Origin of the sequence: Flagellimonas meridianipacifica (assembly GCF_003001695.1) — a bacterium.
GTDB lineage: Bacteria > Bacteroidota > Bacteroidia > Flavobacteriales > Flavobacteriaceae > Flagellimonas > Flagellimonas meridianipacifica.
Map to the genome: position 1 here is coordinate 1,296,919 of NZ_PVYX01000001.1, position 24,464 is coordinate 1,321,382.

At 41.4% G+C, this 24,464-nt stretch carries 17 protein-coding genes; 11 read left to right on the forward strand and 6 right to left on the reverse strand.

Annotated features, from left to right (window positions below):
• Nucleotides 1–140: 140 nt before the first annotated feature.
• Genes CLV81_RS05875 through CLV81_RS05900 form a run of 6 tightly spaced genes read right to left on the reverse strand, consistent with a single transcriptional unit; the run spans nt 141 to nt 13,674 of the window.
• The gene (locus tag CLV81_RS05875) at nt 141–617 is read right to left on the reverse strand and encodes a hypothetical protein (protein WP_106144104.1); all 477 of its coding nucleotides are present in this window, start codon (nt 615–617) and stop codon (nt 141–143) included.
• Between the two features lie 3 nt (nt 618–620).
• Nucleotides 621–6,242 (reverse strand): DUF6443 domain-containing protein, encoded by a 5,622-nt coding sequence (locus CLV81_RS05880; RefSeq protein ID WP_106144105.1) that lies wholly within the window; start codon nt 6,240–6,242, stop codon nt 621–623.
• 21 nt (nt 6,243–6,263) lie between these two features.
• Nucleotides 6,264–9,857, reverse strand: coding sequence for an RHS repeat domain-containing protein (locus tag CLV81_RS05885; RefSeq protein WP_146129835.1), 3,594 nt, complete (start codon nt 9,855–9,857; stop codon nt 6,264–6,266).
• A 10-nt stretch (nt 9,858–9,867) separates the two neighbouring features.
• The gene (locus CLV81_RS05890) at nt 9,868–11,274 is read right to left on the reverse strand and encodes a fibronectin type III domain-containing protein (protein ID WP_106144107.1); all 1,407 of its coding nucleotides are present in this window, start codon (nt 11,272–11,274) and stop codon (nt 9,868–9,870) included.
• Nucleotides 11,271–12,446, reverse strand: a complete 1,176-nt coding sequence (locus CLV81_RS05895; protein WP_146129836.1) for a fibronectin type III domain-containing protein — start codon at nt 12,444–12,446, stop codon at nt 11,271–11,273. The genes CLV81_RS05890 and CLV81_RS05895 overlap by 4 nt, the downstream gene beginning before the upstream one ends.
• A gap of 4 nt (nt 12,447–12,450) precedes the next feature.
• Nucleotides 12,451–13,674, reverse strand: coding sequence for a fibronectin type III domain-containing protein (locus CLV81_RS05900; protein ID WP_146129837.1), 1,224 nt, complete (start codon nt 13,672–13,674; stop codon nt 12,451–12,453).
• A 554-nt stretch (nt 13,675–14,228) separates the two neighbouring features.
• Here CLV81_RS05900 and CLV81_RS05910 point away from each other — a divergent pair.
• From CLV81_RS05910 to CLV81_RS05960, 11 genes are all read left to right on the forward strand, one after another.
• On the forward strand, nt 14,229–14,813 hold the full coding sequence (locus tag CLV81_RS05910; RefSeq protein WP_106144111.1) for an RNA polymerase sigma factor: 585 nt from the start codon (nt 14,229–14,231) through the stop codon (nt 14,811–14,813).
• Between the two features lie 2 nt (nt 14,814–14,815).
• A complete protein-coding gene (locus CLV81_RS05915; protein ID WP_106144112.1) occupies nt 14,816–15,574 on the forward strand; it encodes a tetratricopeptide repeat protein in 759 nt (252 codons plus the stop codon).
• 42 nt (nt 15,575–15,616) lie between these two features.
• Nucleotides 15,617–16,027, forward strand: a complete 411-nt coding sequence (locus CLV81_RS05920; protein WP_106144922.1) for a general secretion pathway protein GspG — start codon at nt 15,617–15,619, stop codon at nt 16,025–16,027.
• Between the two features lie 2 nt (nt 16,028–16,029).
• Nucleotides 16,030–16,509, forward strand: a complete 480-nt coding sequence (locus CLV81_RS05925; RefSeq protein ID WP_106144113.1) for a general secretion pathway protein — start codon at nt 16,030–16,032, stop codon at nt 16,507–16,509.
• A 2-nt stretch (nt 16,510–16,511) separates the two neighbouring features.
• Nucleotides 16,512–17,924: a GspE/PulE family protein gene (locus CLV81_RS05930; RefSeq protein WP_106144114.1), complete on the forward strand. Its 1,413-nt coding sequence runs from the start codon at nt 16,512–16,514 to the stop codon at nt 17,922–17,924.
• Between the two features lie 3 nt (nt 17,925–17,927).
• On the forward strand, nt 17,928–20,099 hold the full coding sequence (locus CLV81_RS05935; protein WP_106144115.1) for a type II secretion system protein GspD: 2,172 nt from the start codon (nt 17,928–17,930) through the stop codon (nt 20,097–20,099).
• A complete protein-coding gene (locus CLV81_RS05940; RefSeq protein WP_106144116.1) occupies nt 20,100–21,305 on the forward strand; it encodes a hypothetical protein in 1,206 nt (401 codons plus the stop codon).
• Nucleotides 21,292–21,813: a hypothetical protein gene (locus CLV81_RS05945; protein ID WP_106144117.1), complete on the forward strand. Its 522-nt coding sequence runs from the start codon at nt 21,292–21,294 to the stop codon at nt 21,811–21,813. Before CLV81_RS05940 ends, CLV81_RS05945 begins: the two co-directional genes overlap by 14 nt.
• Before the next feature lie 496 nt (nt 21,814–22,309).
• On the forward strand, nt 22,310–22,879 hold the full coding sequence (locus CLV81_RS05950) for a Crp/Fnr family transcriptional regulator (protein WP_106144118.1): 570 nt from the start codon (nt 22,310–22,312) through the stop codon (nt 22,877–22,879).
• A gap of 204 nt (nt 22,880–23,083) precedes the next feature.
• Nucleotides 23,084–23,500, forward strand: coding sequence for a 4-oxalocrotonate tautomerase (locus tag CLV81_RS05955; RefSeq protein WP_106144923.1), 417 nt, complete (start codon nt 23,084–23,086; stop codon nt 23,498–23,500).
• Nucleotides 23,501–23,704: 204 nt separating this feature from the next.
• Nucleotides 23,705–24,451 (forward strand): alpha/beta fold hydrolase, encoded by a 747-nt coding sequence (locus tag CLV81_RS05960; RefSeq protein ID WP_106144119.1) that lies wholly within the window; start codon nt 23,705–23,707, stop codon nt 24,449–24,451.
• Nucleotides 24,452–24,464 lie beyond the last annotated feature (13 nt).

The window sequence follows — 24,464 nt, forward strand, 5'->3', positions numbered from 1 at the left end:
GTATCCTCCAACTCAGAGTTTGGAAGTGTTAGCTGTTGAAACAGAAAAACCACGACACTACTGTCGTGGTTTGTATGCTTACTCTTGCTCTTTTCCACTAGTTACAAACTAGCGGTAGCGGGGGGGGGGAGCGGTGATTCTTAAAAATCTAGAATTTTATCTTTAATTTTTTCGAGGTCACTCCTGAGTAATGATATATTAGTGTCAAGCTTTTTTCTGCTTACCATCTCCTCTATTAGGTCCATTTTATCGCCGATAGATTTCATCAAAAATATATATCTGTCTTCTTCATTTTTATCAAAAAAATTCTCATCGTCAACAATTATCGGCACACCTATTGATTTTTCCTTTTTCCGAAAAGGTTCGACCTCCTTTAGGTTTTTCCTTAAATAAGGTATTGGATTGATGTAAAACTGAAACAGAATCAGTTCTAAATCATTGCCATAATCCTTATGTCTCAAAATTTTTAATGAATGAAAAATACCGTTTTCACCCCAAACATATTTTCTGAATTCTTCACCTTTTAATTCGGCCAAATCTTTTATAACTTGACTATCATCATAATAAACGGAAGGTCCAGAGGCAAAACAACCAAGAATACTGGGTATATTAGTCATATATCAATGCATGTTTTTGTTTAAAGGTCCTCTTAATATTTGATTCATGTGATATTCAAAATCGTATGCGGCTCGTCTATTTGGGAATAATTGTGTATTTCTCATATGCTTACCAAACATAAATGATTTTGTATATCTTAATTCAGGTATAGGTTGCGAAGTTATACCATTTTTAAGAAAAGTTCCAGTGTCATCATATAGTTGATAAAACCAGGTTGGCTTTGGACTTGCCAATGAGTTTCCATGGATTTTTATCGGCTGCATTGGATATCTCGGCGTATAGCTGAATGCCTTAACAGTAGAAAGCCTTGTAAAATATGATGAAGGATTTGCATACAAAAAAGCTTCTCCCACAGTTGAAGTATAAGCCAAGAATATCCCTAATTTCTCTAATGTCCTTCTATTCTGTTCCTCCCATGTCCATTGGGAAACCAAAGTATTATAACTAGACCCATGTTCAATCTCCCATCCTTCCCTACTGTAACCGTGTTCCTTCTGATACATCTGTGGTGAACCACTATAGCCATATCTTTCTGTTTCCGTTGTCCATCCCCCACTTCTAGTCCTAGTTGCTCCATTTGGGGTTATTGTGACACCATCCAGAGCATTTACATATTCTTCACCATTACCTGTCACTAGTCCAGGACCACTATATTCAGTGGGACAACAATCTCCATTGCCTCCTCCTGCGTTGGAACTTATACTATGATCCCATTCAGGTTTGTTTTCCTTGGCGCGCTCAACGTCAGAACGGAATGGATAATCATTCTCAGAATGGAGGAGGTAAGTTTTCTGCGAATCGGCCCCGCTTGGATCTGCCCAAAAAGCAGGATTATTATCAAATGCCGTATACGTAGACTGTCCATAATGTACTACGGGGTCAATGGCAATAAACCTACCAATAGTTGGATCGTATTGCCTTAAGTCCATTTCATAAAGGTTAAGTCCAAATGATTCCTCGAATTCGACACTATTGTATTTCCATTTTTGTGCTATATCATTTCCAAGCGCGGTATCCCCTCCAGAATTATAGCCTTTATGTTTAACTCCAAAAGGATAATGGTTACTCTCCTCGATAATCGTAGGAATACCAGGAATACTGGGATTATCAGTATAAGAAATTCTAACATTGCCAACATTATCAACGTACTGGTATACATATCGCCAGTTGTCACCATCGGGGGATATATAACCCTCTGGTTGACCAAAGAACTGTATTGATGTAGTAGTCGCATTCCCCGAGTAAACATACCCATTGGCATATTCTATTATTGTACCATTGCTTACTGTCTTTTTCAGTTTCATACCATCAGCATCGTATACGTAGTTTATAACACCACCATTATTGAAGCTGACTTTTACAGGTAAATTCAAATGGTTGTGAGTTATGCTTATGATACCCTTGTTATCGTCTTTAGTCATGTTACCATTGGCATCATAGGTATAATCATCATTAGTATCTGCCGTGGTATTCACGGCATCATCCTTAAAGCCAAATTGGTCTACGATTGCACCGTCGGCCACCTTCATCAATTGGTTACCCGTGTAACTGTAGCTTAAATCATCCATGGTCCCAAAATGGGCATTGTTACTCCATTGGGGCAAGGTTACAACGGGTCCTTGTCTTTGCAGGGTCGTAATATTACCGTTCTTGTCATATTGAACCCCAGAGAGACCAAAACGACCCATACTATCTGTGGCACCGATAATGCGGTTTAGAGCATCGTACGTATAATCGTAAGTCTTCAGAGAACTGTCCGTATTTTGGGTTTGCCACTGCGTCTTGGCTATATTTCCATTATATAAGGCATTAGGGCCTTCATTGTAGGCAATCCTAAAAGCAAAAAGGTCTTCCGTATTTTTGATCAGGGTGGCGTCTGTATCATTGGTATCGTTGATGCCCGTAAGCCAGCCCCGTACATTGTACGTATAATTCACCGTTTGTAAAGGGGTAGTCGCATCTGCAGTACCCCCCACTTTTTTGCTTTCCAGTTGGCCCAGCTCATCATAACCGTTCTCTGCAATAAGCTGTGCCTCAAAGTTCCCTTGTATGGAGAGAACTACAGCACCGCTCAAGGTGGTGGTTGGGCTTACGGTTATGCTAGTGGAGGCGGTTTGGTCCGTAGTCACCGTACTTCCTTGCAAACTAAGATTTACAGGCACAGCACCTGCATTGCAATTATATCCCAAGGTGGCATCTCCCACACATTGGGTCTGTTTTAACAAACGGCCTTGGTGATCATAGGTAAAATTATCCAAGGTAACTATGGTTTCACCATTTCGGCTATGTTCCGTACGGGACTGCAGCACCCTTCCTACAAAATCCAACTTGCTTTCCACAATGTCTTCGGTCCCCAAATATGTATTATTGGTTTTAGCATAAATAGGTCTCCCCTTTCCGTCATAATAGGAAGCTGTGGTAATCCATTTATCCGTACCAATATCCAATACCTTCACTCTACTTCCAGTAGTTAAACCGTGGGTCATACTGGAGCTGCCTAAATCAAAGGCAGAAACACTATGGGTGCTATTAAAACTATAGTCATCGTAATAGTTTATGGTTAGTACTTCGGTAACCGTACCTACGGGATATGCGGTATTGGCATAGCCTACCGTAATCCCACCATTCGTGTAGGCATTATTTTTAGCTACCCAGGTAACTCCGCTTAGAGCGTCTACCTCATCCTGTATGTCCGGTCTATCTCGTCCGTCAACGGCTTTACCGGTATAGGCAACCCTACCAAAGGCATCGTATTTGGTAAAAAGCCATTCCCCTGTAAGCCTCTGATTGACATCTTGGGTCATAATGGGTTGGTCTGCATTATTGTACACAATGTATTCCTTGGCCTTGCCCGGTAGTTGCTTTTCCACCAAACGGTTGCGTTGATCGTATACGTAGCGATAGCCCAAATCGGCAAGATTGCCATTGATTCCAGCTATACTAGTGGAAGTGGCTTCCATAAGGGGTGGTAATACGAAGCTCAGGTTTCCATGGTCATCGTATACATAATAGGTATCGTGTGGTTGGTTGTTGTTGTAGGTGCGTTTTAATACCACCTGTCCCTGTTTATTGGTAAACTCCACTGTGGTATGATCATTTCCCGAGGAATGATTTTCATCCTTGGTGGTATTCTTTGCGAGTTCTCCAGCAGGATATTCCGCAATAGAACTGGGTTCGACCAAAGCGGGAACATAGGTATCTCCAGAGCGGGTAAGGTTCACCTCAAACTGACGTACATTGTCGGTTGTGGTATTGGTATTGTACTCCAATTCTATTTCGTGGCCGTTGCCCATGGCCCAATCGTTACCTGGCGCCGCTTGTTTGTATACTCGGCTCAGCGGGGAATTCTCCAAATCTTTCTCTGAATACGGATTGGTGGTATTTTCATATTTGGGTACGTTATACCAGGAATTGATACTGCTTACCATACCCGTTTTCAAACTTCCTATGCTTCCTTGGCCTGTAACATAAGGCAAGTATTCCTTAATTGAGCGGCCATAGTCATCATATTCCATATGGGTTACTATGTCCTGTTTTTGCGGGGAGGTATCCATACCTATTTGTTGGATGGGTCGACCAACACCATCAAAATATGTGATTTGCTGAATTAGATCATCATTGGCCGTAAAGAAGTTCGTAGCTGTGGCCAAACTATCTTGATACTGGCGGGTGTAAACGTAATTGTTACCACTTATGCTAAGCGTTACATCTGGATCTGTGCCCAAGTCGGGACCATCATCAACCACTGGGTTACAGTTATTGCTGAAATCCATGATGGTGGGGCAGTTATCCCCATTATTGGCTACAAAACCTGGTGGGGGACTGCATAGTAAATCTGTTGTTGGAACTGCAGGATCTCCCAAACCATCGTTATCTGCATCTTCATACCATACCCTAAGTACGGTCAATGATGGATTACTATCATCACAATCATTTTCAGGCAGGACTGTAGTAGTATATCCCACTCCGGGATTGGTGCAACTCTGTATTGTTGCCCCTGCTACGGCGTGTCCATCATTGTCAGAGTCCAAATACCAAGTAGCACCTTGGTTTATGGTAAACGATACTGGAACGGCATCGCTCCAACAAGGACCATTTTTTTGTTTGGAACGCAGATAATACACAGAACCACTGGTTAGTGTGATTGTTTTGTCTGAGTTCCCGGTACTTTCGTCCGTAGGTGTGCTTTGCCAATAGTAAGTATACAATACGTTATTAGGGTCTGGACGCGTTAAGGTGACTTGCCCACAGACCGAAGTATCTGCTGTGGGAGCTGGTGGTGGCGGACCCGGTGCAGAAACACTATACGTTACTCCAACTGGCGGCCCCCAGCAATTGCCGGTATTTGTCCTTGCCTTAAGAAAAATCTGAACGTTAGTCCCTTGGGTAAAGGTCCGTGTTTTTTCAGAATGATCTGTACTGAATCCAAATTCCGAATCCTGCCAAAAATAGGTGAGACCATTGGGTGGGTCAGCTCTGGTAACTGTTGCAACTCCACAGCTACCTCCTATTTCAATAAATGGCGGTTCCACAGGGTTGTTTTCATCCGTAGTACCGTCGCAATTGTTATCCTTTCCATCACCACAAACCTCAGATCGGTCTGGATTAATAAATTGATCATTATCATCACAATCCCCTGTACGTGTGGCTGTATAGTTGCCTTGTGGGTATGAGGCATAGATAGATGCACCACCACCCCAAGTATCAGCATCCGCATCACGATAAAAGGTTTGCCCTGTTGTATTGGTAATGTTACGATCGTTATCATTTAAGTCATCACTATTTGAGACGTAACCTGAAGGTTGGGTACAAGCGCGCATGCTTGTATTTCCACCATACCCATCTCCATCTGAATCCACATACCACAAAGGACCTTGGTCTATGGTATAGTTAATAGTGGTTGCCGTGCTCCAACAGGGACCATTTTTTTGTTTGGAACGCAGATAATACGTTGAACCACTTGTAAGTGTGATTGTTTTACTTGAATTCCCGGTACTTGTTGCGGTTGCAGAGCTTTGCCAATAAAAGATATGGTTTACATCAGGGTCAGGTCGTGTAAGCGTTACCCTACCACATACTGATGTGTTCACTGTTGGGGTCGCGGGCGCAGGACCAGGCGCGGAAACACTGTAGGTCGCTCCAACTGGTGGGCCCCAACAACCTTGATCGTTTCTCCCCCTTAGAAAAATCTGTACGTTGTATCCTGTTGTAAACGTTCTTGTCTTTTGAGAATTGGCTGTACTGTATCCAAATTCTGAATTTTGCCAATAGTAGGTTACACCACTTGGGGGATCTGTTCTAGTAACCGTTGCATAACCACAACCACCTCCAGTTTGAATGAACGGGGGTGCTGCGACACTATTTTCATCGGTTTGACTGTTACAATTGTTATCTTTTCCATCGCCGCAAACCTCTGGTCTACCTGGGTTTATGTAGTAATCGTTATCATTACAATCACCACCTCGTGTAGCCGTGTACTGTCCTTGTGGATAAGAGGCATAGATAGGATTTCCTGCACCCCAACCATCTCCGTCATTATCTCTATAAAAAGCAATACTTTGGGCTGAAAGAGTACTTCCCACCAACAGTAATACTATAGTCAATAAACTAATTTTTGTTTTCATTATTTTTTGGTTTTGGTGGTTTTAATTGGAAGTTTTATAACTATACTCGTTATCAGACAAGATTTTATCTTGTGCATCCCGTACTGTTTTTAATCTTTGGGAGCTATCATACTCATAGGTAGTAGTGTAGCCGCGGGGGTCCGTCATGCTTGATATGCCCACCCCCTGTTTATAAGTGTACGTGGTAATCATGGAATCTGGAAGTCCGGTCCGAAGACTGTTTTCGTCCGCAGTACTTAAACCACCCAAACCAGAGTTGAAATCGGTGGTTTCTAGAATCTGATCAATTTGAGAACGTAGTGCATTTTGGATTTTTGCTACAGGGTATGTTTGTCCATATCCCCAGATATAAGAGACTGGGGTACCGTCGTTGAGGGTATACTGCAAGAGGTTACCATAGTTATCATACAAGTCATAGCTAACGCGGTCTTCCAAGGTCCCGTCTTCCTTTTTTGTAACCACCTTTCTTGGATTGTGTTTGTTTGATGTAGCATTCAATGGACCGTACTGTGTAATCTGTTCTCCCAAAAGTGTATTTTCATTATACTGTTTGAGTTGTATGGGAATTGCCCTTCTATTTGCTGCAATCAAATAGCTCATATTGGGACTAGTGGCTTGCATGGGGTAAAAGGTTTCGGTACTTACACTCTCTCCTTTGCTGTTCGTGGTTGTAGTCTTTGTAGGCCAAAAATGCTGAGAAGGCCAGATGCTGTTTTTTTCATTGTAATCATTGGTCACCACGGTTCTAACCTCTTTGGGGCTGGCTGAATCTTCATCAAAAAATTGTGTAGTTTCCGTACTCTCCAATAAGGCGACTCTTTGATACATGGGATAAATGGCATAATTAGAGATGGGTGCGGTCGAAGCTCCACTGTAATAGACCTTTACACAGTCTTGAATATCAAATTCATGGGTGGAGTAGTTATAAATGCTTTCGCTGACCTTGTTATCATTACTATTGTAGATTGCTTCACGGAGTACTTTTCCGTTGAGATGTGCATTTGAATTCGGGGTAAGACCTAAATAATAGACATCTTCGTACTCAACGAACCTATCGTCCCCAACACCTTCCAAGTAGTTAGGCCATCCTTGAACTGGAACAATACCTATATATCGTAGCACAGCCAAGTTGCGTTCATTGTAATGCACACAAAGTTTACTTCCCAACGCAATCCCATTTTCATCCACCTGCTTTTCGGTTACGACGGTATACCCAATATGATTGCCAGGTCCGTTATTGTAGCTAAAAGAAGTCATGTTGACTTGAGTCCCATTATACCCTTCAGGCGTATAGTCCACAAAGCCATTTTTGGAATGGAAAATCAACTCATCCATGAGCTTACCCGAAGACCTGAAACTATTTTCGGTTACGGTCTCGCGATAGTCATATTCCCTTCTAGATATAAAGCCATTGTCAGCATCGTAGTCCGAAATGCTCTTTAATCGAGATCCTCCTACTTCATATTCCACAAAAGAAAGGTCTTCTCCCGGGGGAATATCAAAAATGTGGGCGTTTTGAATGTTATATGAAAAACCTCCTGCTGAAGCATTGGGATACGTATTTAGAACGTAAGTGCCGTTTGGCAGTTCTACTCCCTGGGTATCAGTGAATTCAGAATCAAAAGGCATGCCCGACCTTGGAAACAATCCATAAGTGTCAAGAGGGTTGTTTACATTTGTTATTATAAAATGATCAAAAGAGATGCCTCCGTTCAAACTACAATCCCCACTACCCTGACCATATTGACCACATGAAATTGTAGCGGTCATTTCAAAATTATTTCCTGGAACCGTTTCAGCTCCCACAATGGTAAAAGGCACTCCCAAAGTAACGCTTGCACCTCCTTGTTTTTGAAGTTCTGCCCTTTCCAAATATTGATAATTGTATGCGTAAAATGTTGAATTTTGGTGGTTGGGATTAAGTGAGTTGGCTCTTGCCTTTCTTACACTAGCTCTATTTCCTTCATATTCAAACTGGGTATATCCTTTAGTAGGGTGATATACTTTTTTCAATAAGCCGACTTTGCCATAATCAAAATTGCTGCTTCGGGTAGCCCCTTCAAGAATAAAATATTTATCAGGAAACTGTCCATTGCCAGAGGACCCTCTAACGTATCGACCAAAACTGGGTATTCGAAGGTTTTTATTGTTCTCCCTATTCGTTTCCCCATTGTAGAATCCCCAAAAATCTTGGGATGGGGAATCCTTGGCAGGTAGACTATTCTCATAATAATAGTCAAAAACATATTCCCTGTCATCTATGGAAACCCTATCCAGTTTCAGACGTAGATATTTCTCAGGCTCGACATCATTAACCATTGGTGCATTGAAATAGGTATACTCAAAATCCACCTGTTTTATGGTTTGATTTGCTTTATTCTTCACTATAATATTGGAAAGACATCGCTGATTAGTAGCATATGCCGGGTCTATCGATGCATTGGGAAGTGCATTCGTTGCACCGGTAAGGTTATAATGAATTTCCCAATTGTACAAATCTTCTCTTGGCGCCAAGTTGAATATGACCTCACCAAAATCTCCATAAATACGTTTCAAATATTTGGTTTTCATCATAGTAATGTTACAGCCAACCGAATATGCGTCACCCTCATTGCCATTATGGTCAACAACTATGAAATCATTTACTGAATTGGGGTTCACAACTGAGCTATGGGTATAGCTCGGATAAGTAAAGTATACACCATCCTCATATTCAAAGTGGAGATTGCGTCCAAAAGGAGTTTCTATCCTATCAATGTGGAATGACATGATAGCATTAGCTACTTTGCTTAAATCAATAGGGATTACGCCCACTTGATCTCTGGCGAATTCCTCATCTTGTATGTTCGGGGAGCCTACTCCTGTATAGTAAGGTCGTTCCTGAGAACGGTAAGGATCTGAACGCTCCTTAGATGCAAAGTAATATGTGAACCCATTGGCATCCACAATCTCAAACCTCTCATCATTCAAATAATATCGAATAATCAACTCGGCATTGTCATGATTGATACCTGACACATAACTGCTAGCACCATCCCATTTGTTAAGTGTAAATGAATAACTTCTCCCAAAAAGACTTACCGTGAAAAGGTCAGGTTCCAAATCCAGTGCTATTCTATCATAACTTAATGATTCCGAAATCATTACCGAATCATTGTAGGATAATCTAGCATTATGAGCGCTGGAATTTACATTTACAGTGGGAGTGAAAATATACCCTCTGCTGTCTAGGACAGGAGTGGAACTAGCCAAATTGAGAAAGTCATTGTATCCATTTATCTTTCTAGAGATTACTGCATTTGCCGCTAAATTCCATCCAAGACCGACCCAAGTTGCTTCTTGGGTAACTCGTATACCCCCTGTATTATAGGTAAGGTCAAGGGGAATGGATAGACCGTCAAAATCTATACTGTGTAAAGGAATGTTAACATTTGCTGTGCCCGTATATTTATCCACCGGTAAGTTTCCGAATGTACCTAGTTGTGATACTTCAGGACTTGAGGGGATACGTTCTACATAATGGTCCGGATTGATAAGTCCGTATTCAACAGACTGGGCATGCATAAAATGCCCCATTAGCATCAATAAACAAAATGAAAAAAGCTTCGAGTTCATATTTTATTGGTTATTTAGGTTGTTCTTTGCTTTCCAATTCTTCTAGTCTAATCTTAAAAGCATCATTCTCTTTTTTGAGTTCGAGTATGTACAGTGTCAGTTCCTCTATTTTCTCCAGTAAGAGTTTATTCATTTCACCCAATTCTACACCCATCTCCTCCACTTCTGTTGCTGAAGGAATATTGGGTAGATGCCCTTTTTCAGTGATATGTTTTTGGATTTCTTCTAAAGAAGGAAGTTCATAATCATCTCTAAAGACATAATCGGGCCAATTGTCTTGGTCCACCCGTACCTCACGGGTACGTATCTTGCCCTCAACGGCCATTTTATACCCTGAGGGAACAGAACTTCGACCTACTGCAACACTGCCGGTGTAACTTGCCACTGCGTTATCTTCTGACCAAACAGAACCACTGCCAGAATTCCCTCCACTACCTGAACTTGGGTCGGTTGTCACCGAAACGATATTGCTGTCACCACTTTCATTCCCAGCAGCATCAAGCGCTCGTATTTTAAATTGATAGGTTGTGGAAGCCGAAAGACCCACTACTTGGTAGGAGGATACATTCCCAAGAGTGGTCTCTAAAATATTGTCTTTATACATTTTGTAACCGGTTACTCCCACATTATCAGTAGCGCCGGACCAAGAGAGGTCTATTGTAGTTTCAGATTGACCGGTACTGGACAAAGTGGGTGTCGTGGGAGATTGTGAATCAGAGTTTCCGTTGGGGCCGTTCAGTAGTTCTTGAATGCTGGGTTCCTGTCCGTTTACCTCATATACGGTTGGTTTAAAAAGAATGAGTTCATCCACGCTGTTGAAACCTTGCCAATAATACGCCCTATGTTTTGCCGAAACACTATTCGAACTGGATTTAAAATCATCTATGTTGGATACGATGTTTCCATTGACATCATAGACTTTTCCTTGGTCCATAGCACCGGAATAACCGCTATGATGTATGTAACTTACGAACAGGTACCAAGTGTTAAGACTTTGAATTGCATCACCTCCATTAAAAATGGGATTGGAACTTGTTGATCCATTGGATGCTATAGCAGTATGATTTCCGCTTGAATCGTATATGTAGGTTCCAAAAACTTCAGATCCATCAGGTGAGTTCAATTTTTTCATCCACACGGTCAGTCTATAAGTTTTTGTATGATCTATGGTAAAGGCATCCGAAAACCAGCCTCCACTGGAACCTCCAGTACCCTCTGTGATGCATCTCCACAACACGGACTGGTCGCCAAAGGGATCTAATCCCAATGACCTAACGCTTTCTGCATCAGTCCCATATTTTGGAAAACCCGCGACAGACCCGGTACCAATACTCCATGTAGAGTCATCTAGTAAGTTAGTTTGTCCGAAACCGATAGAACAACTGAGGGCAGTAAAGAAAACTATTAGCTTTTTCATTTCTCATTTTTTAATTGATTGATTTCTTTTTTCAATTGAATCATATGGAGAGTCAACTCTTCGATTTTCTGTAATAGTAGTTTGTTCATCTCACCGAGTTCTATACCGTTCGCTCCAACTTCTTTAGCTGATGGAACGTTGGGCAAATGCCCATTTTCAGTAATATGTTTCTGGATTTGTTCTAAAGAAAGAAGGTCATAATCATCCTTAAAAACATAATCTGGCCAGTTGTCCTGGTCCACCCGTACCTCTCTAGTACGTATCTTGCCCTCAACAGCTAGTTTATATCCCGATGGCACAGTATTGCGGCCGACGGCAACGTTTCCAGTGTAACTTGCCACCGAACCCGTTTCTGACCATACTGTGCTACCTGAACCCCCACCGCCATTGGAATCGGTATCGGTCGTAACAGAAACGATATTGCTATCACCACTTTCATTCCCAGCTGCATCAAGTGCTCGTATTTTGAATTGATAGGCTGTGGAAGCCGAAAGACCTGTTACTTGGTAGAAGGATACATTCCCGAGAGTGGTTTCCAAAACATTGTCTTTGTACAATCTGTATCCAGTTACACCAACGTTATCGGTGGCTCCTGACAAAGAGAAGTCTGCTGTGGTATCAGTTTGGCCTGTGCTGGACAAAGTGGGTGCCGTGGGGGGCTGGGTGTCGGCATTGGTATTGGGGGTGATTGAAACATTGTCTATTAGTACGGCCTCACCAATAGCCGAAGGGGCACCGGCATATACCTTTATAGTGGCAGTGGTGCCACTTGCAGTCAAGATAAACTCATATCGGTTCCAATCTGAACCTGTTATATCAACTCCACTAAAATCGCTGAAGCCGTCCCAAGACCAAAAACCAGCATCTGGGCTCAGCGTCTTGGCATATATGACTATTTTGTACTGGGTATTGGTCGTTGTGGAAAAGGAATATTTTCCCCGACTTGCTCCACTTCCTACAGTTTGAATTCGTAGAGCATATGAGCCTTCGTAAACATCAGAGGTTTCAACAGATACCGATGTAACATTGACATTATGCGGAACCCATCCGGTTATGGCATTGGATTCATTGGTAATGCTGGCCGCATTACTTTGATTATGTATTTCTTGGGCATAGTTCATCCCAGTTAGAAGGGACAATAAGACGAACACTGTTGATTTAAAGCTTTTCATTCATTTATGGTTTTTTAGGGTTTACAGTCCTTTTTTCAATTGATTTCTCCATTTCTAATTCTTCGATTCGTTTTTGCTGCATGAGAATATAAAGTGTTAACTCCTCAATCTTCTCCAAGAGCAATCGGTCCATCTTACCCAATTCTATACCATGGGCTTCAACTTGTTTGGCAGAGGGCATATTGGGCAAGTGCCCTTTTTCAGTGATATGTTTTTGGATTTCTTCTAAAGAAGGAAGGCCATAATCGTCCTCAAAGACATAATCTGGCCAATTCTCCTGGTCCACGCGGACTTCGCGGGCGCGCAGGTTACCATCCACAGCTAGCTTGTATCCGTTAGGGACGCTCGTTCGGCCTATAGCCACGTCTCCATTATTGTAGTAAATATCATTGCCACTACCAGCACTCCAATCAGCATCCCCTGCTGGTGGATTACCGCTCCCTGCTATATTCGTAGTGGCGCTATCAGAGGCTGAAGTACTGTTTCCAGCTGCATCACCAACAGCAAGGGTAAATGTATAATTGGTAGCGGCACTCAAACCCGTAACCGTGGTGTTTCCACTATTGGTAGTAATGGGTATATTGCCATCACTATAGGTAATGCTTCTGGAAGTTATGCCCACATTGTCCGAGGTATTCCAGCTTAGTGCAATAGCATCTTCTCCTTGCGCGGTAGCAAAAAAAGCAGCAATTACAGGGGATTCCGTATCCTGTGATGGGGATTGGGCTTCAAAGGTTATTGTAAAAACATCATCCCCTAAAAGCGTTCCATTTCCCCCTGACTGCGAGTAATAGCCTATGGTAAATGTAATTGGGGCACCCAAATAATTGGGCAGTGTTGTCCAAGGATTGTAGTCTCCACCAGTATCCCCTCTGTATGCGTATGGTGTAATACTTTCAATTTGGTCTTCGGCGATGTCGGTGTTGAACACCACACTCCCAACCGAAGTTGGGGGTGCCACATCCAATGTAATGTTAGAACCCACCACATCTAAATAGTACGTGCCATTATTGGCAACAGTTGCTACTGGTGTATCGGTATCGGAATTGATTATCGTAATCGTACCGTAATTTATTTGTGCATTCGCCTGAAAACACATCAAGAAAAATGCTGTTACTGCAAATAGCTTAAATTTCCCCTCATTTCTTCGTTGGAAGCGAGATGCCAAATTTGGAGGGTTTTGTCTTTTACATAATCGGGATAAGGGTAACGGTAGTCGGTTGCTCATTTGTTTGTTTTATAGTGTCCTAAATAGTATCGTGGAATACGATACAGGTGGTATTCTTTGCTTGATGTCCCTAGACAAACTATTGTTACCTTTTCTTAGGATTTTTTCCATATTTCCAATTCCTAAATCCAATTTTAGGACCATCCCAACAATGAAACCTAGCCCTACTAACACACACTATGAGAATGCTTACCTATATTCTAAATGTATTGTAACTTATTAATTGTCAATATTTTATGATTATTCGTTTTAAAATAGACCCATATGTTTCCCTCAGTCGTTAAAACTTTTTGGGCATTGGAATATCCTATAGAAAAAGTACGCTCCCCTTTGTTTGCAGCCTGTTGTTTAAACTGCTGTGGCAAGAATGATTTTTGGAAGTAAAGGGCTACTTTGCCAAAAGAATAAAAGAAAATCATTGTCGTTATTAATCTGGGGGCAGCTATGGATGAAATGCCTATAACATAGGGGTTCCTAAGGGAAAGTATTATTTTAGCAGGTTTATAAAATGTTGTAGCAACGGGTAACAATCGCAAGGTTGCCTACATTAACTTATGAGCACAAAAAAAAGGACTGAAGAATTAAAAGGTTTTTTAGCTGGGGATTCACGAACATTACGTGATATCTACAGCAACCATTACCCTAAAGTTCAAGGTTTTATCTTAAAAAATTCCGGCTCTGAACAAGAGGCCAAGGATATTTTCCAAGATGCCTTGGTATTGACCTACCAAAAACTAAAGTCTGGTTCTTTGCGCTTAGAATGTTCTTTGGCAACCTATATTTTTGCAGTGAGCAGAAATATGTGGATGAATTCGCTTAGAAAAAGGAAGAGGACCTTACAATTGGACCAGAAACCGGAAATTTCTGAAGATCTTGAAAAAAGTATCCTTGCGGAAATTGAAAAAAGGGAGCGTTTTTCCCTTTATCACAAGCATTTTTTGAAATTGAGCGGTCAATGTCAAGAATTACTTCGTAACTTCTTTTTGGGCAAAAAAATGGATGAAATCGCTTCACTTATGAGCTACAGTGTGGCTTATACGAGAAAGAAAAAGTTCGAATGCAAGGAAAAATTACTTAAAATGATTGAGCTAGACCCTGTTTATACGGAACTAAGTTCAAAAAAACGCAAAATCCAATAGCGATGAGCAAGTATACGCCTGAACTTTTTGATTTGATTGAAGCGTATTTGAGCGACAGTCTCGATCCCACTTCGAAATTGGAATTTGAAGAATCCCTAAGAAGGGACCCTGGCTTACAGGAAGCGTTGGAAAAGCATCGAACCCTGCACGAATCCATGTCCAATATGGATGCCGTAGATTTTAGAAAGAAGCTTATTAAAATTGAGGGTGAGCTTTCGGATGTTAAAACCAAGCGCCTAAAAGGTAGCTGGTTCAATTGGCAAGTTGCTGCCACCGTGTTGGTCATTATAAGCTTAGGTGCCTTTTTCCTTTATCAAAACGCAACCCAAGAACAGCTTCTCTTTGATACCTACTTTACCGTATACCCTTTGGATGATGTAGTGCGGGGCAATGAAGAAGCGCATGTAAAACTGGCTTATGAAAACTACGCCAAGGAAGATTATGAAGGAGCTATCCCTGCTTTGGAAAAGCTTATAGCCGAAACCCCTGGGAAGCATCATCTAAGAATGTATTTGGGTAATGCGTACCTAAAGCAGGGGGAAGTCCAAAAAGCGCTAGGCGAATTCAAACAACTTACCAAGGTACCTGCCTATGAGGAACAAGCCAATTGGTATATGGCCTTATGTTACTTAAAAATAGATGACAAGGACAAGACCATTTTACTATTGAAAGACCTCATTGCTTACGATGGTATTTATAAAAGCAAAGCCAAGGACTTATATGATGATTTATTAAAGCAAAAAAGTCCGGACGACTTCTAGTTTACCAATTGAACTAGGGTGTTCGGAAAACCAAAAAAAATGATGAACACCTTACTCAAGAAGAAAGTCCCAGCCCTCAATCTCCAAGAGACCTTAATAGTACTGGCCATTATTGGCATCCTGCTCTTATTGGCACTTCCCAATTTAATGCCCTTGATATCCAAGGCGAAAAGTATTGAGGCACAAACGCAACTAAAGGCGATTTACAATTCGCAGACCACGCACCGTTACATGTACAGTAAGTTCACTGCCGATATTGCTGAACTTGATTTTGTGCCCCCAAAAACCGTAAAAGAAAACGGTACCGCTAATTATGTCTACGTAATCATTTCGGCAAATGATGTTTCGTTCAAGGCGCGGGCCGAGGCTGTCACTGATTTTGATGGTGATGGCATCCTTAATGTTTGGGAAATTGATGAAAACGGGAATCCAAAACAGATTACCAAAGATTGATTATGGTACTTCAACTTTTTACCATGTTGGGCATTACGGTCATTGTTTTTCAGGACCTCAAGCAAAGAATGGTACATTGGGTGCTTTTTCCATTGCTTGGTGTGTTCTTAGCGGCGCTTTACCTAAGACAAACCTCCTTTATCAACTATGCAGCCAATGTTGGGTCCAACATTATCCTGGTTTGCGCCCTCATTTTCTTATTGTGGGTTTACACCAAAATACTTAGAAGGCAAGATTTTTTGAACGCCAGCTTAGGGTTAGGGGATATTCTTTTTCTGTGCGCTTTTGCACTGGGATTTCCCACCGTTACCTTTATTGTGCTTTTGGCTTTTAGCCTATGTTTTTCAGTTTTGGCATTTGTTGTACTCAACTACTTTGTCAATGCTAAAACGGTTCCCTTAGCTGGCTTCATGGGCCTTTTCCTATTAGGCATACTACTGCTATCCAACATTCCCGGTCTTATTTCACTATACCATATCTAGCCATGAAAGAAGGAACCTATCACATACCCACACATCTACAACAGCAAATTTCATCGGAACAGGCGTTTCACTACCGCATCGTTCCAGTTGGCGAAAACGAAGATTCCCTTGTCTTAAAAACAGATACAGCTTCCTTGGACACACTATTGACCGAGCTTAACATTATCCTTGAAAAGCCAGTAACATTACAAGCTTGTGAGACGAAAGAGCTGCAGAAATATTTATTTACCAATTATCGGCTACAGGCCACTAATGAAAATGCCAGCTTAAGCTACACTAAAGATTTCCTGGAAAAAATATTGTTGACTGGGAAGAGCATTGGAAGTAGTGATATTCATTTTGAACCTTATGAAGAGCGCTGCCGTATCCGTTTTCGCCTAGATGGGAAACTAATCGAACGCTATAGCATTCCCATGCTGGATTACCCTACCATGGTCAATAAAATCAAAATTCGTGCTAACCTGGACATTGCCGAAAAACGATTGCCACAGGACGGGCGTATTACAGTAAAATCGTATACCGATGAATTTGATATCCGGGTATCTTCCCTCCCCACTTTGCATGGAGAAAAGCTGGTGCTCCGGATTTTAAGCAGGGATACCGGAAAGATTGCATTGGAGCAACTTGGTTTTTCTAAAACCGAATTGGAACGGTACCAGGAGGGTATCAAAAAACCAAACGGTATTGTGTTGATATCCGGACCAACCGGCTCAGGAAAGACCACCACCCTCTATGCCACCTTGAAAACCTTGAATAATGAAAAAACCAATATCGTTACTATTGAAGACCCTATAGAATACACTTTAGAGGGTGTCAACCAAGTACAGCTAAAGGAAAATATAGGCCTCGACTTTGCCAGTTCGCTCAAAACATTTCTACGTCAAGATCCCGATGTCATCATGGTAGGGGAAATTCGAGATGTTAACACGGCCAATATGGCCATAAGAGCAGCCTTAACCGGGCATTTGGTGCTCTCTACCATACATACCAACTCGGCATGGGCCACTATTTCTAGATTGGTGGATATGGGTGTACCGCCCTTTTTAATAGCCAATACCTTGAACATGAGTGTGGCTCAGCGTTTGGTGCGAAAGCTCTGCAATGCCTGCAAACAAGAAAAGCCCATTGCCCGGGAATTTTTTCCAAAGAACTTTAAAACTCCCCCATCGATAAAAAAGCACTTTGTGCCCACAGGGTGCGATGCCTGCCACCATACTGGTTATTCTGGCAGAAAAGCCATTTATGAAATCGTACCCATAACCAAAACATTGTACGGCCCCATTATAGCCAATGAATTGCAGATTGATGAATACTTGATCAAGGAACAAATTGCCACCTTGAAGAAAAATGCCATTGCCATGGTAGAACAGGGAATAACATCCATTGAAGAAGTCTATACCCTTTTGACAAACTAAACAATGAAACGATATTTAGTACTTATACCGCTATTGCTTCTTTTTCTCAGTGCAAATTCACAAGAGGAAAGGATACGATCATTACGTAACAATCTAGAAGCCCTGGCGATGGATAATCCGGCCTATAACGAAACCCTAAAACTAGAGGTCAACGTAAGCAGCGTAAGCTTACCCAATTTCTTGATGGCCGTATCCAAGGTTCACCAATTGAACTTAAGTGTAAGTAACGACATTGCTAACATCACTATCATAAACAATTTTTCCAATGTAACGATCAGTGATCTATTGCTGTTCCTTTGCAAAGAATACAATCTGACCATTGACTTTACAGGTAGTATCCTTGCCATCAAGAGTTATCGCCCAACCCCAGTAACACCAGTTGAAAAAGTAGTTCAGATCGGTTATGACCCAAATTCTGGACTTATTTCAATGGATATCGGGAATGACCCTTTGGAAAAAGTGTTCAGAAAAATTATTGAAGTATCGGGTAAGAACCTCCTTTATAGTAACGGTCTAAAAGATCGACCACTCAACATCCTTTTGAACGATGTCCCCTTTGATACGGCCATGGCAAAATTGGCTGACATCAATGGTTTGGTCCACTCCAAATCAAGAGACGGATTTTATCTTTTCAGTTCACTTGAAAACGGCGATCAAAGTGCCAATCGCAACATAGGGATGGGCCCTGGTACACGCTATGAAGTCTTGGATACCATAAATAGAATTCTGAATATCAACTTACAGAATTCCCCAGTAGCTGAGATTATTGATAATCTAGCGCAAGATTTAAATTTGGATGTGTATACGGCTACCCCATTGGAGCAGGCAGGAACCATTACTTTTAACGCAAAGGGCATTTATTTTGATGATCTATTGGCTCATATTTTTGAAAGTCAGGAAACTGCTTTACCAAGTGTACCCCAAGAAACCCTACCATCAAATGGCAGGGCCAGAACAAGTCAAATTCCTAGGGTTGGTGCAACTTCCACAAACTTTACCTTTAAAAAGGAGAACAATATCTACTTCTTTGGTACGGCGGATCAATTGAGTCTGCGAAATGTGGAAATTATTCAAATGATGTACCGCTCTGTGGAACTCTTGGGCGACCCAACCTATGGCTCTGGGGGTGGTAGGACTGCGGGCAGAACTGCCCGAAGCGACATCAATTTTTTTGGGAACAATCAAAACCAATTTGGGCAAGCCGGCGGTTTACCCCAAGGTAACCTAAATAGAAGAACCTTGAATACGCAAGGGAATTTCAGTTTCAGAAATTCTCAAGATGGCGCACAGGCCCTTGTGGATATATTTCCTGATGAAATAAAATCACAATTGGATATCAAGGTAGACTTTGAGCTGAATAGTTTTATTGTCAGCGGTCCTGCAGCCAACGTGCAACGTTTTAAAGGTTTTCTTAAGGAAATTGACCGCCCGGTACCTGTGGTGCTCATTGAAGTGATGATTTTGGAGGTAAGAAAATCGGCCACTCTGGAAACCGGTATCAGTTTGGGAATTGGGGATGCGCCGGTTAGTACCAGAGGGAACCTTTTCCCATCTGCCGATATTACTTTAGGGGCAAATACTGTCAACCGGATCATAGGCGGTTTTGATGGTTTTGGCTCTTTTAATATAGGCAAGGTAGTACCTAATTTTTTTGCTACCATTAGGGCATTGGAGAATAATGGCAATCTCAAAATACGTTCTACGCCAAAGTTGTCCACCTTAAATGGGCATCGTGCTACCTTGTCCATTGGGGAAACCACCTATTATGTTATCACCAACCAAAACTTTTTTGGTTCCCAAATTCCCACGGCTTCAGAAATACGAAATTTCGCTCCTGTAGACGCCGAACTGTCCTTGAGTATACGACCCTTTGTTTCGGGTGATGGACAGGTAACACTTGACATCAACGTTGTTCAATCGGATTTTAGTGAAGATCGTATCGAAGACGAGGCCCCCCCAGATCTTACTTCACGGGAGTTCAGTTCCATTATACGCATGCAGAACCAAGATTTGGCCATTTTAGGCGGATTGGAAGAAAAGATAAAAAACGACACTGGTTCCGGGGTACCCCTTTTGGCCAGGATACCCGTAATCAAATGGTTGTTTAGTAGAAGGCAACGAGAGGATACCAAACAAAAACTGACCGTTCTTATTAAACCCACAGTAATCTATTAGATGCTTAAAAAAATAGTGAGACATATCACCGAGGGGAATCTGTACCAAGGTCTGGAAGTTCATACCCAAGAAAGCCAGGAAAGCTACGCACTTCTAAACATGCGCTATAACAAAGAAGAGCTTCACCCCTTGGATTCCGTGATCGGTAAAACCTTGGAGGAACTTTTACCCCATATTGAGAAGAGCGCCCCGGTATTGGTAACCTTTAATTCGGCCCAGGTACTTAAAAAGCATATTGTGGCGGACACAAACAACAACCCGGAACGCCTGTTGAACCAGGCTTTTCCAAATCTGGAGCTTGATAATTTTTATTACCAAGTCACCCAAGCCGGTTCAAATGCCATTGTCAGTATCAGTAAGAAAGTAGCTATTGATGGTTACCTGGCCCAATTGAAGGAAAGGGGGATCGTACCCATTCAAATCGCCTTAGGCCTATCCCATATGGATGTTCTTGCGAACTATGTTGAGGGAACCTTAATGGGTTCCAATTTTGAGGTGCACTACCAACGGGGCAATTTGGTAGCTTTTAAAGCCAAAACAAATACGGCTGCCCAAGAAGTGGAAATCGGAAACCTTGCTTTACTGCCAACCCAACTGCTCTGCTTTGCACAAATAGTGGCCTACTTGAATTCAAAACCGAAAAGCAGCAACCTCCAATTGATTAATGGGCAACTTGGCGACACTTTCAAAAATGCTAGAATTTTTGATTTTGGAATCAAAGGAGCTTTGGGTCTTTTTTTAGTGGTCCTGCTCGGAAATTTCTTAATTTTCAATCACTATCATACTGCAAATCAGCAGCTGGAATCGAGTTTGCCCAATGTGGACCTACAGGACCTCACCCTTAAACAATTACAACAGCGGGTCACATCCAAGGAGGAGCGACTTCAATTGATTGCCAAATCCAAAAACTCCAGAACATCGCTATATTTTGATAAGCTTGCTATGGATATCCCATCTTCTGTGCAATTACAAGCCATGCATTTTCAACCGTTACGCTTTCCCGTTCGTAAAGATAAACCCATCGAACTACAGGAACATTCCCTTCAAATAGCGGGGATCACTAACGATAAAAACACCTTTACCCTATGGGCAGACCATCTGGAAATGCAAGATTGGATTCGCAGGGTAGACATATTGGATTACGAATACGTTTCCAATTCCTCTGCCAGTTTTACCTTAAACCTTATGCTTAATGAAGCTGAATAAGAAGAATAAATTCTTGATTTTTGGGGTTTTGGCTATGATTTTTGCGAGCTATAAAATTGCGTTGGAAAAAACACTCTTGGCAAAAAAGGAATACAACCAGCAAATGCAAAAGCAGTCCGCCATGTCCAATCTTCCACAACAGCTATCCCTGTTAAGCCAAAAAGAAAGGAATTTAGATCAACAATTGCTTGAATTCAATCTGGAGAACACTTCCATGCAGAGCAACCTTTTTAAATTTTTAAACCTGCAGGCAGTAAAAGAACAAGTGGCGATCATTGATTTTAAATTACCCCATATACGGAAAACCGAAAATGAAGAGATTTTAACCCATATCTTTATCCTCCAAGGTGGGTATACCGCTATCCTCAAAACACTGCATGCTCTAGAAAGCAAAAGTGGTTTTGGCAGCATTTCCCATGTTGGTTTTGAAAAAAAGAGAGATTACCGCTCCAAAAGGACCTACCTACAGGCCGAGGTGTTTTTGGAGCAGTCAAGCAGTAGAAATTAGATTTAAGTTTACGGTAAGATTCGTTTTGGGGATTAACAAAGCTCGCATCAAATGCGGGCTTTGTTTTTATAGATAGCTTAAACTTATAAGGCCATTCCCCAGCAACAATTAGATGAAAGTGCCCAAATCCGAACGTTTCTCGGGAAACCTTTACTTAAGTCATTAGAGTTCCAAGAACCAGCCAAATAACCGTGCTACTAAAAAAACTAGATATCAGGTTTTTTGTTTTCGTATTCATAGTCTAGCTGATTGATTGTAGTTTAGATTAATTGCAATATGTTTTGTCAAGAGTAAGAATCTTTGAAAATCAGCATGATATACATCCAAATATTTTTATGAAACCTAAGGATTTAATTAAAAGTCTCGGTTTTGCCCTTTAATATCCCCAAGATTTGTCATCACAAATCTTAATTAGATTTCAACGGTAATCATTGTCATATAGCAATATTTGCATTTTTCAATATTCATATTTTTGAAACTCAAAAAGACACAGGAAATGTTTACGGAACTTGAAGGATTTATAAAATCAGTGGATGAAGTTGACAAGAAGACACTTGATGAAATTACAAATCGCTTTCAGCCTTTAAGGACCGTGAGAAATGAGATGCTCTGTAACATTGGTCAAGTATGTAATCATTTCTACTTTATCAGCAAGGGTTGTCTGAGACTTTATGAGATTGATGACAAAGGCAACGAAATAACTGGATACTTTGCTTTGGAAAAAAGTATCATTTCGGCCAATACAAGTTTTATGCTGCAAAAACCTTCACGTGACTGTTTGGTTTCCCTGGAGCCATCCGAGCTGTTAGCAATTAAGAGAAAAGACTTTTACGAATTAGTGGATACCATTCCCGTTTTCGCCAAAATGTACCATCAATTCATTGAGTTTGCTTTCATCCACTCACAGATGCGAATCTATAGTTTTTTGGGCATGGAAGGTATAGACAAGCTGAAATGGGTCATGGAACATGAACCAAAGCTCTTATCCAGAATCTCAAGCAAAGCCGTAGCCTCATACTTGGGGATGACCAATTCTACGTTGAGCAAACTAAGAGCAAAGTTGTAGTCCCTTATCCCTATTTTATTTCTTGATCGCCACCTTCTATATCATTTGATAGGCAGAAGTTTATTGGTCTTAGAATGTTTATCTGAAAAATTGACCTTTCAAAATCCTGAAAAGCATTGTCTTAGGACAACATTCAACGTTTAAAGACAGTAGATTTTTGTGGTGTTGTATGGACAACGAAGTTCGCAACCTAAACAAATGTATATGCCTTTAACATTAACATTGACCGAGGGCGTTTTGCCTTCAGGAACAGAGAAAGAAGCAGTAAAACAAATTACAGATTCCTTATTGAGAACACATGGGTTGGCTGGAAACACGGTGATGACACCCAACGTAACTGCCAATGTGCACATCGTACCCAAAGGGTTTTCCTTTTCTGGGGGAAATGACTTCAGCGGAGTATGGGTCGAATGGAAAGTGCCGTCATTTGCCCTATCCGACGAAGCTGTTATCAAAGAACATTTTGCAGAGGTAACTGAAATCATTTTTAAGCTTTCAGGCAAATCACAGCCAAAGGACAACATTTATGTAAATGTAGTCCATGCAGTTGACGGTGCTTGGAACCTTGACGGTGTGGCAATGACCAATGAAGAATTGCTCAGTGCCATTTCCATGGGATAAATTGCAATTCGTACCTATTCTTACAACACTCCTCCTTTTGGGATGGGGTGTTTTTTTTGATACCTACTATTACTTTCCAAATGGTCACGAATTATATAAAAAATGAAGACCATGGTTCCAAAAACGTTGTCATTTGACAACTTTTAAAAGAGTCTTCCGGTCCAACTTTGTACCCAGATTTAAACAACAATTAATACATAAACAATGAAAAATTCAATTAAGACATTTTTATTGATACATGGTGCATGGGAAGGAGCATGGTCGTGGGAGCAGACAACGGAGAACCTTGAAAAAAAAGGTCACAAGGTTATCGCTATCGATTTACCCGGGCATGGTAATGATAACACTGATGTTTCCAAGATTACTCTAGCAGTATATACAAATCGTGTTAAAAAGGAATTGGTCAACATAGGCAAGCCGGTGATTCTTGTTGGGCACAGTTTTGCCGGTTTTATAATATCACAAGTAGCCGAAGAAATGCCAGATAGTATAGAAAAACTAATATACGTTGCATCGGCCCTTCCTTATGATGGAAAAACAGCGGTGGAAGTCTTCGAAGAAGATGAGGAAAGTGAGTTTCTTGAAAACCTAGTTTTTTCTGATGATAAGAGTACGGCTACAATGAGTAGAGAGACCATTTTAAAGGTAATATTTACCGGTGCCACAGAAGAACAGATTGACCAAGTGCTCCCCAAGCTGGTCGAGCAAGCGACCAAACCATTTTTTGAGAAAGTAATCTTATCTGATTCAAATTTCGGCAGGGTCCAAAAAGCATATGTGGAAACTACACAGGATAAGGTGATTTCACTGAAGGCACAAAGATTGGGACAAGAAAGGCTCGGAATAAATGAATCAGTGACATTGGAACGTGGGCATGTGCCATTGGAGACCGCGCCCCAAGAACTGGCCAATGCCCTGGGCAGCCTTGCAAATTCTATAAAAAGGATTTGAAACAATATCAGAT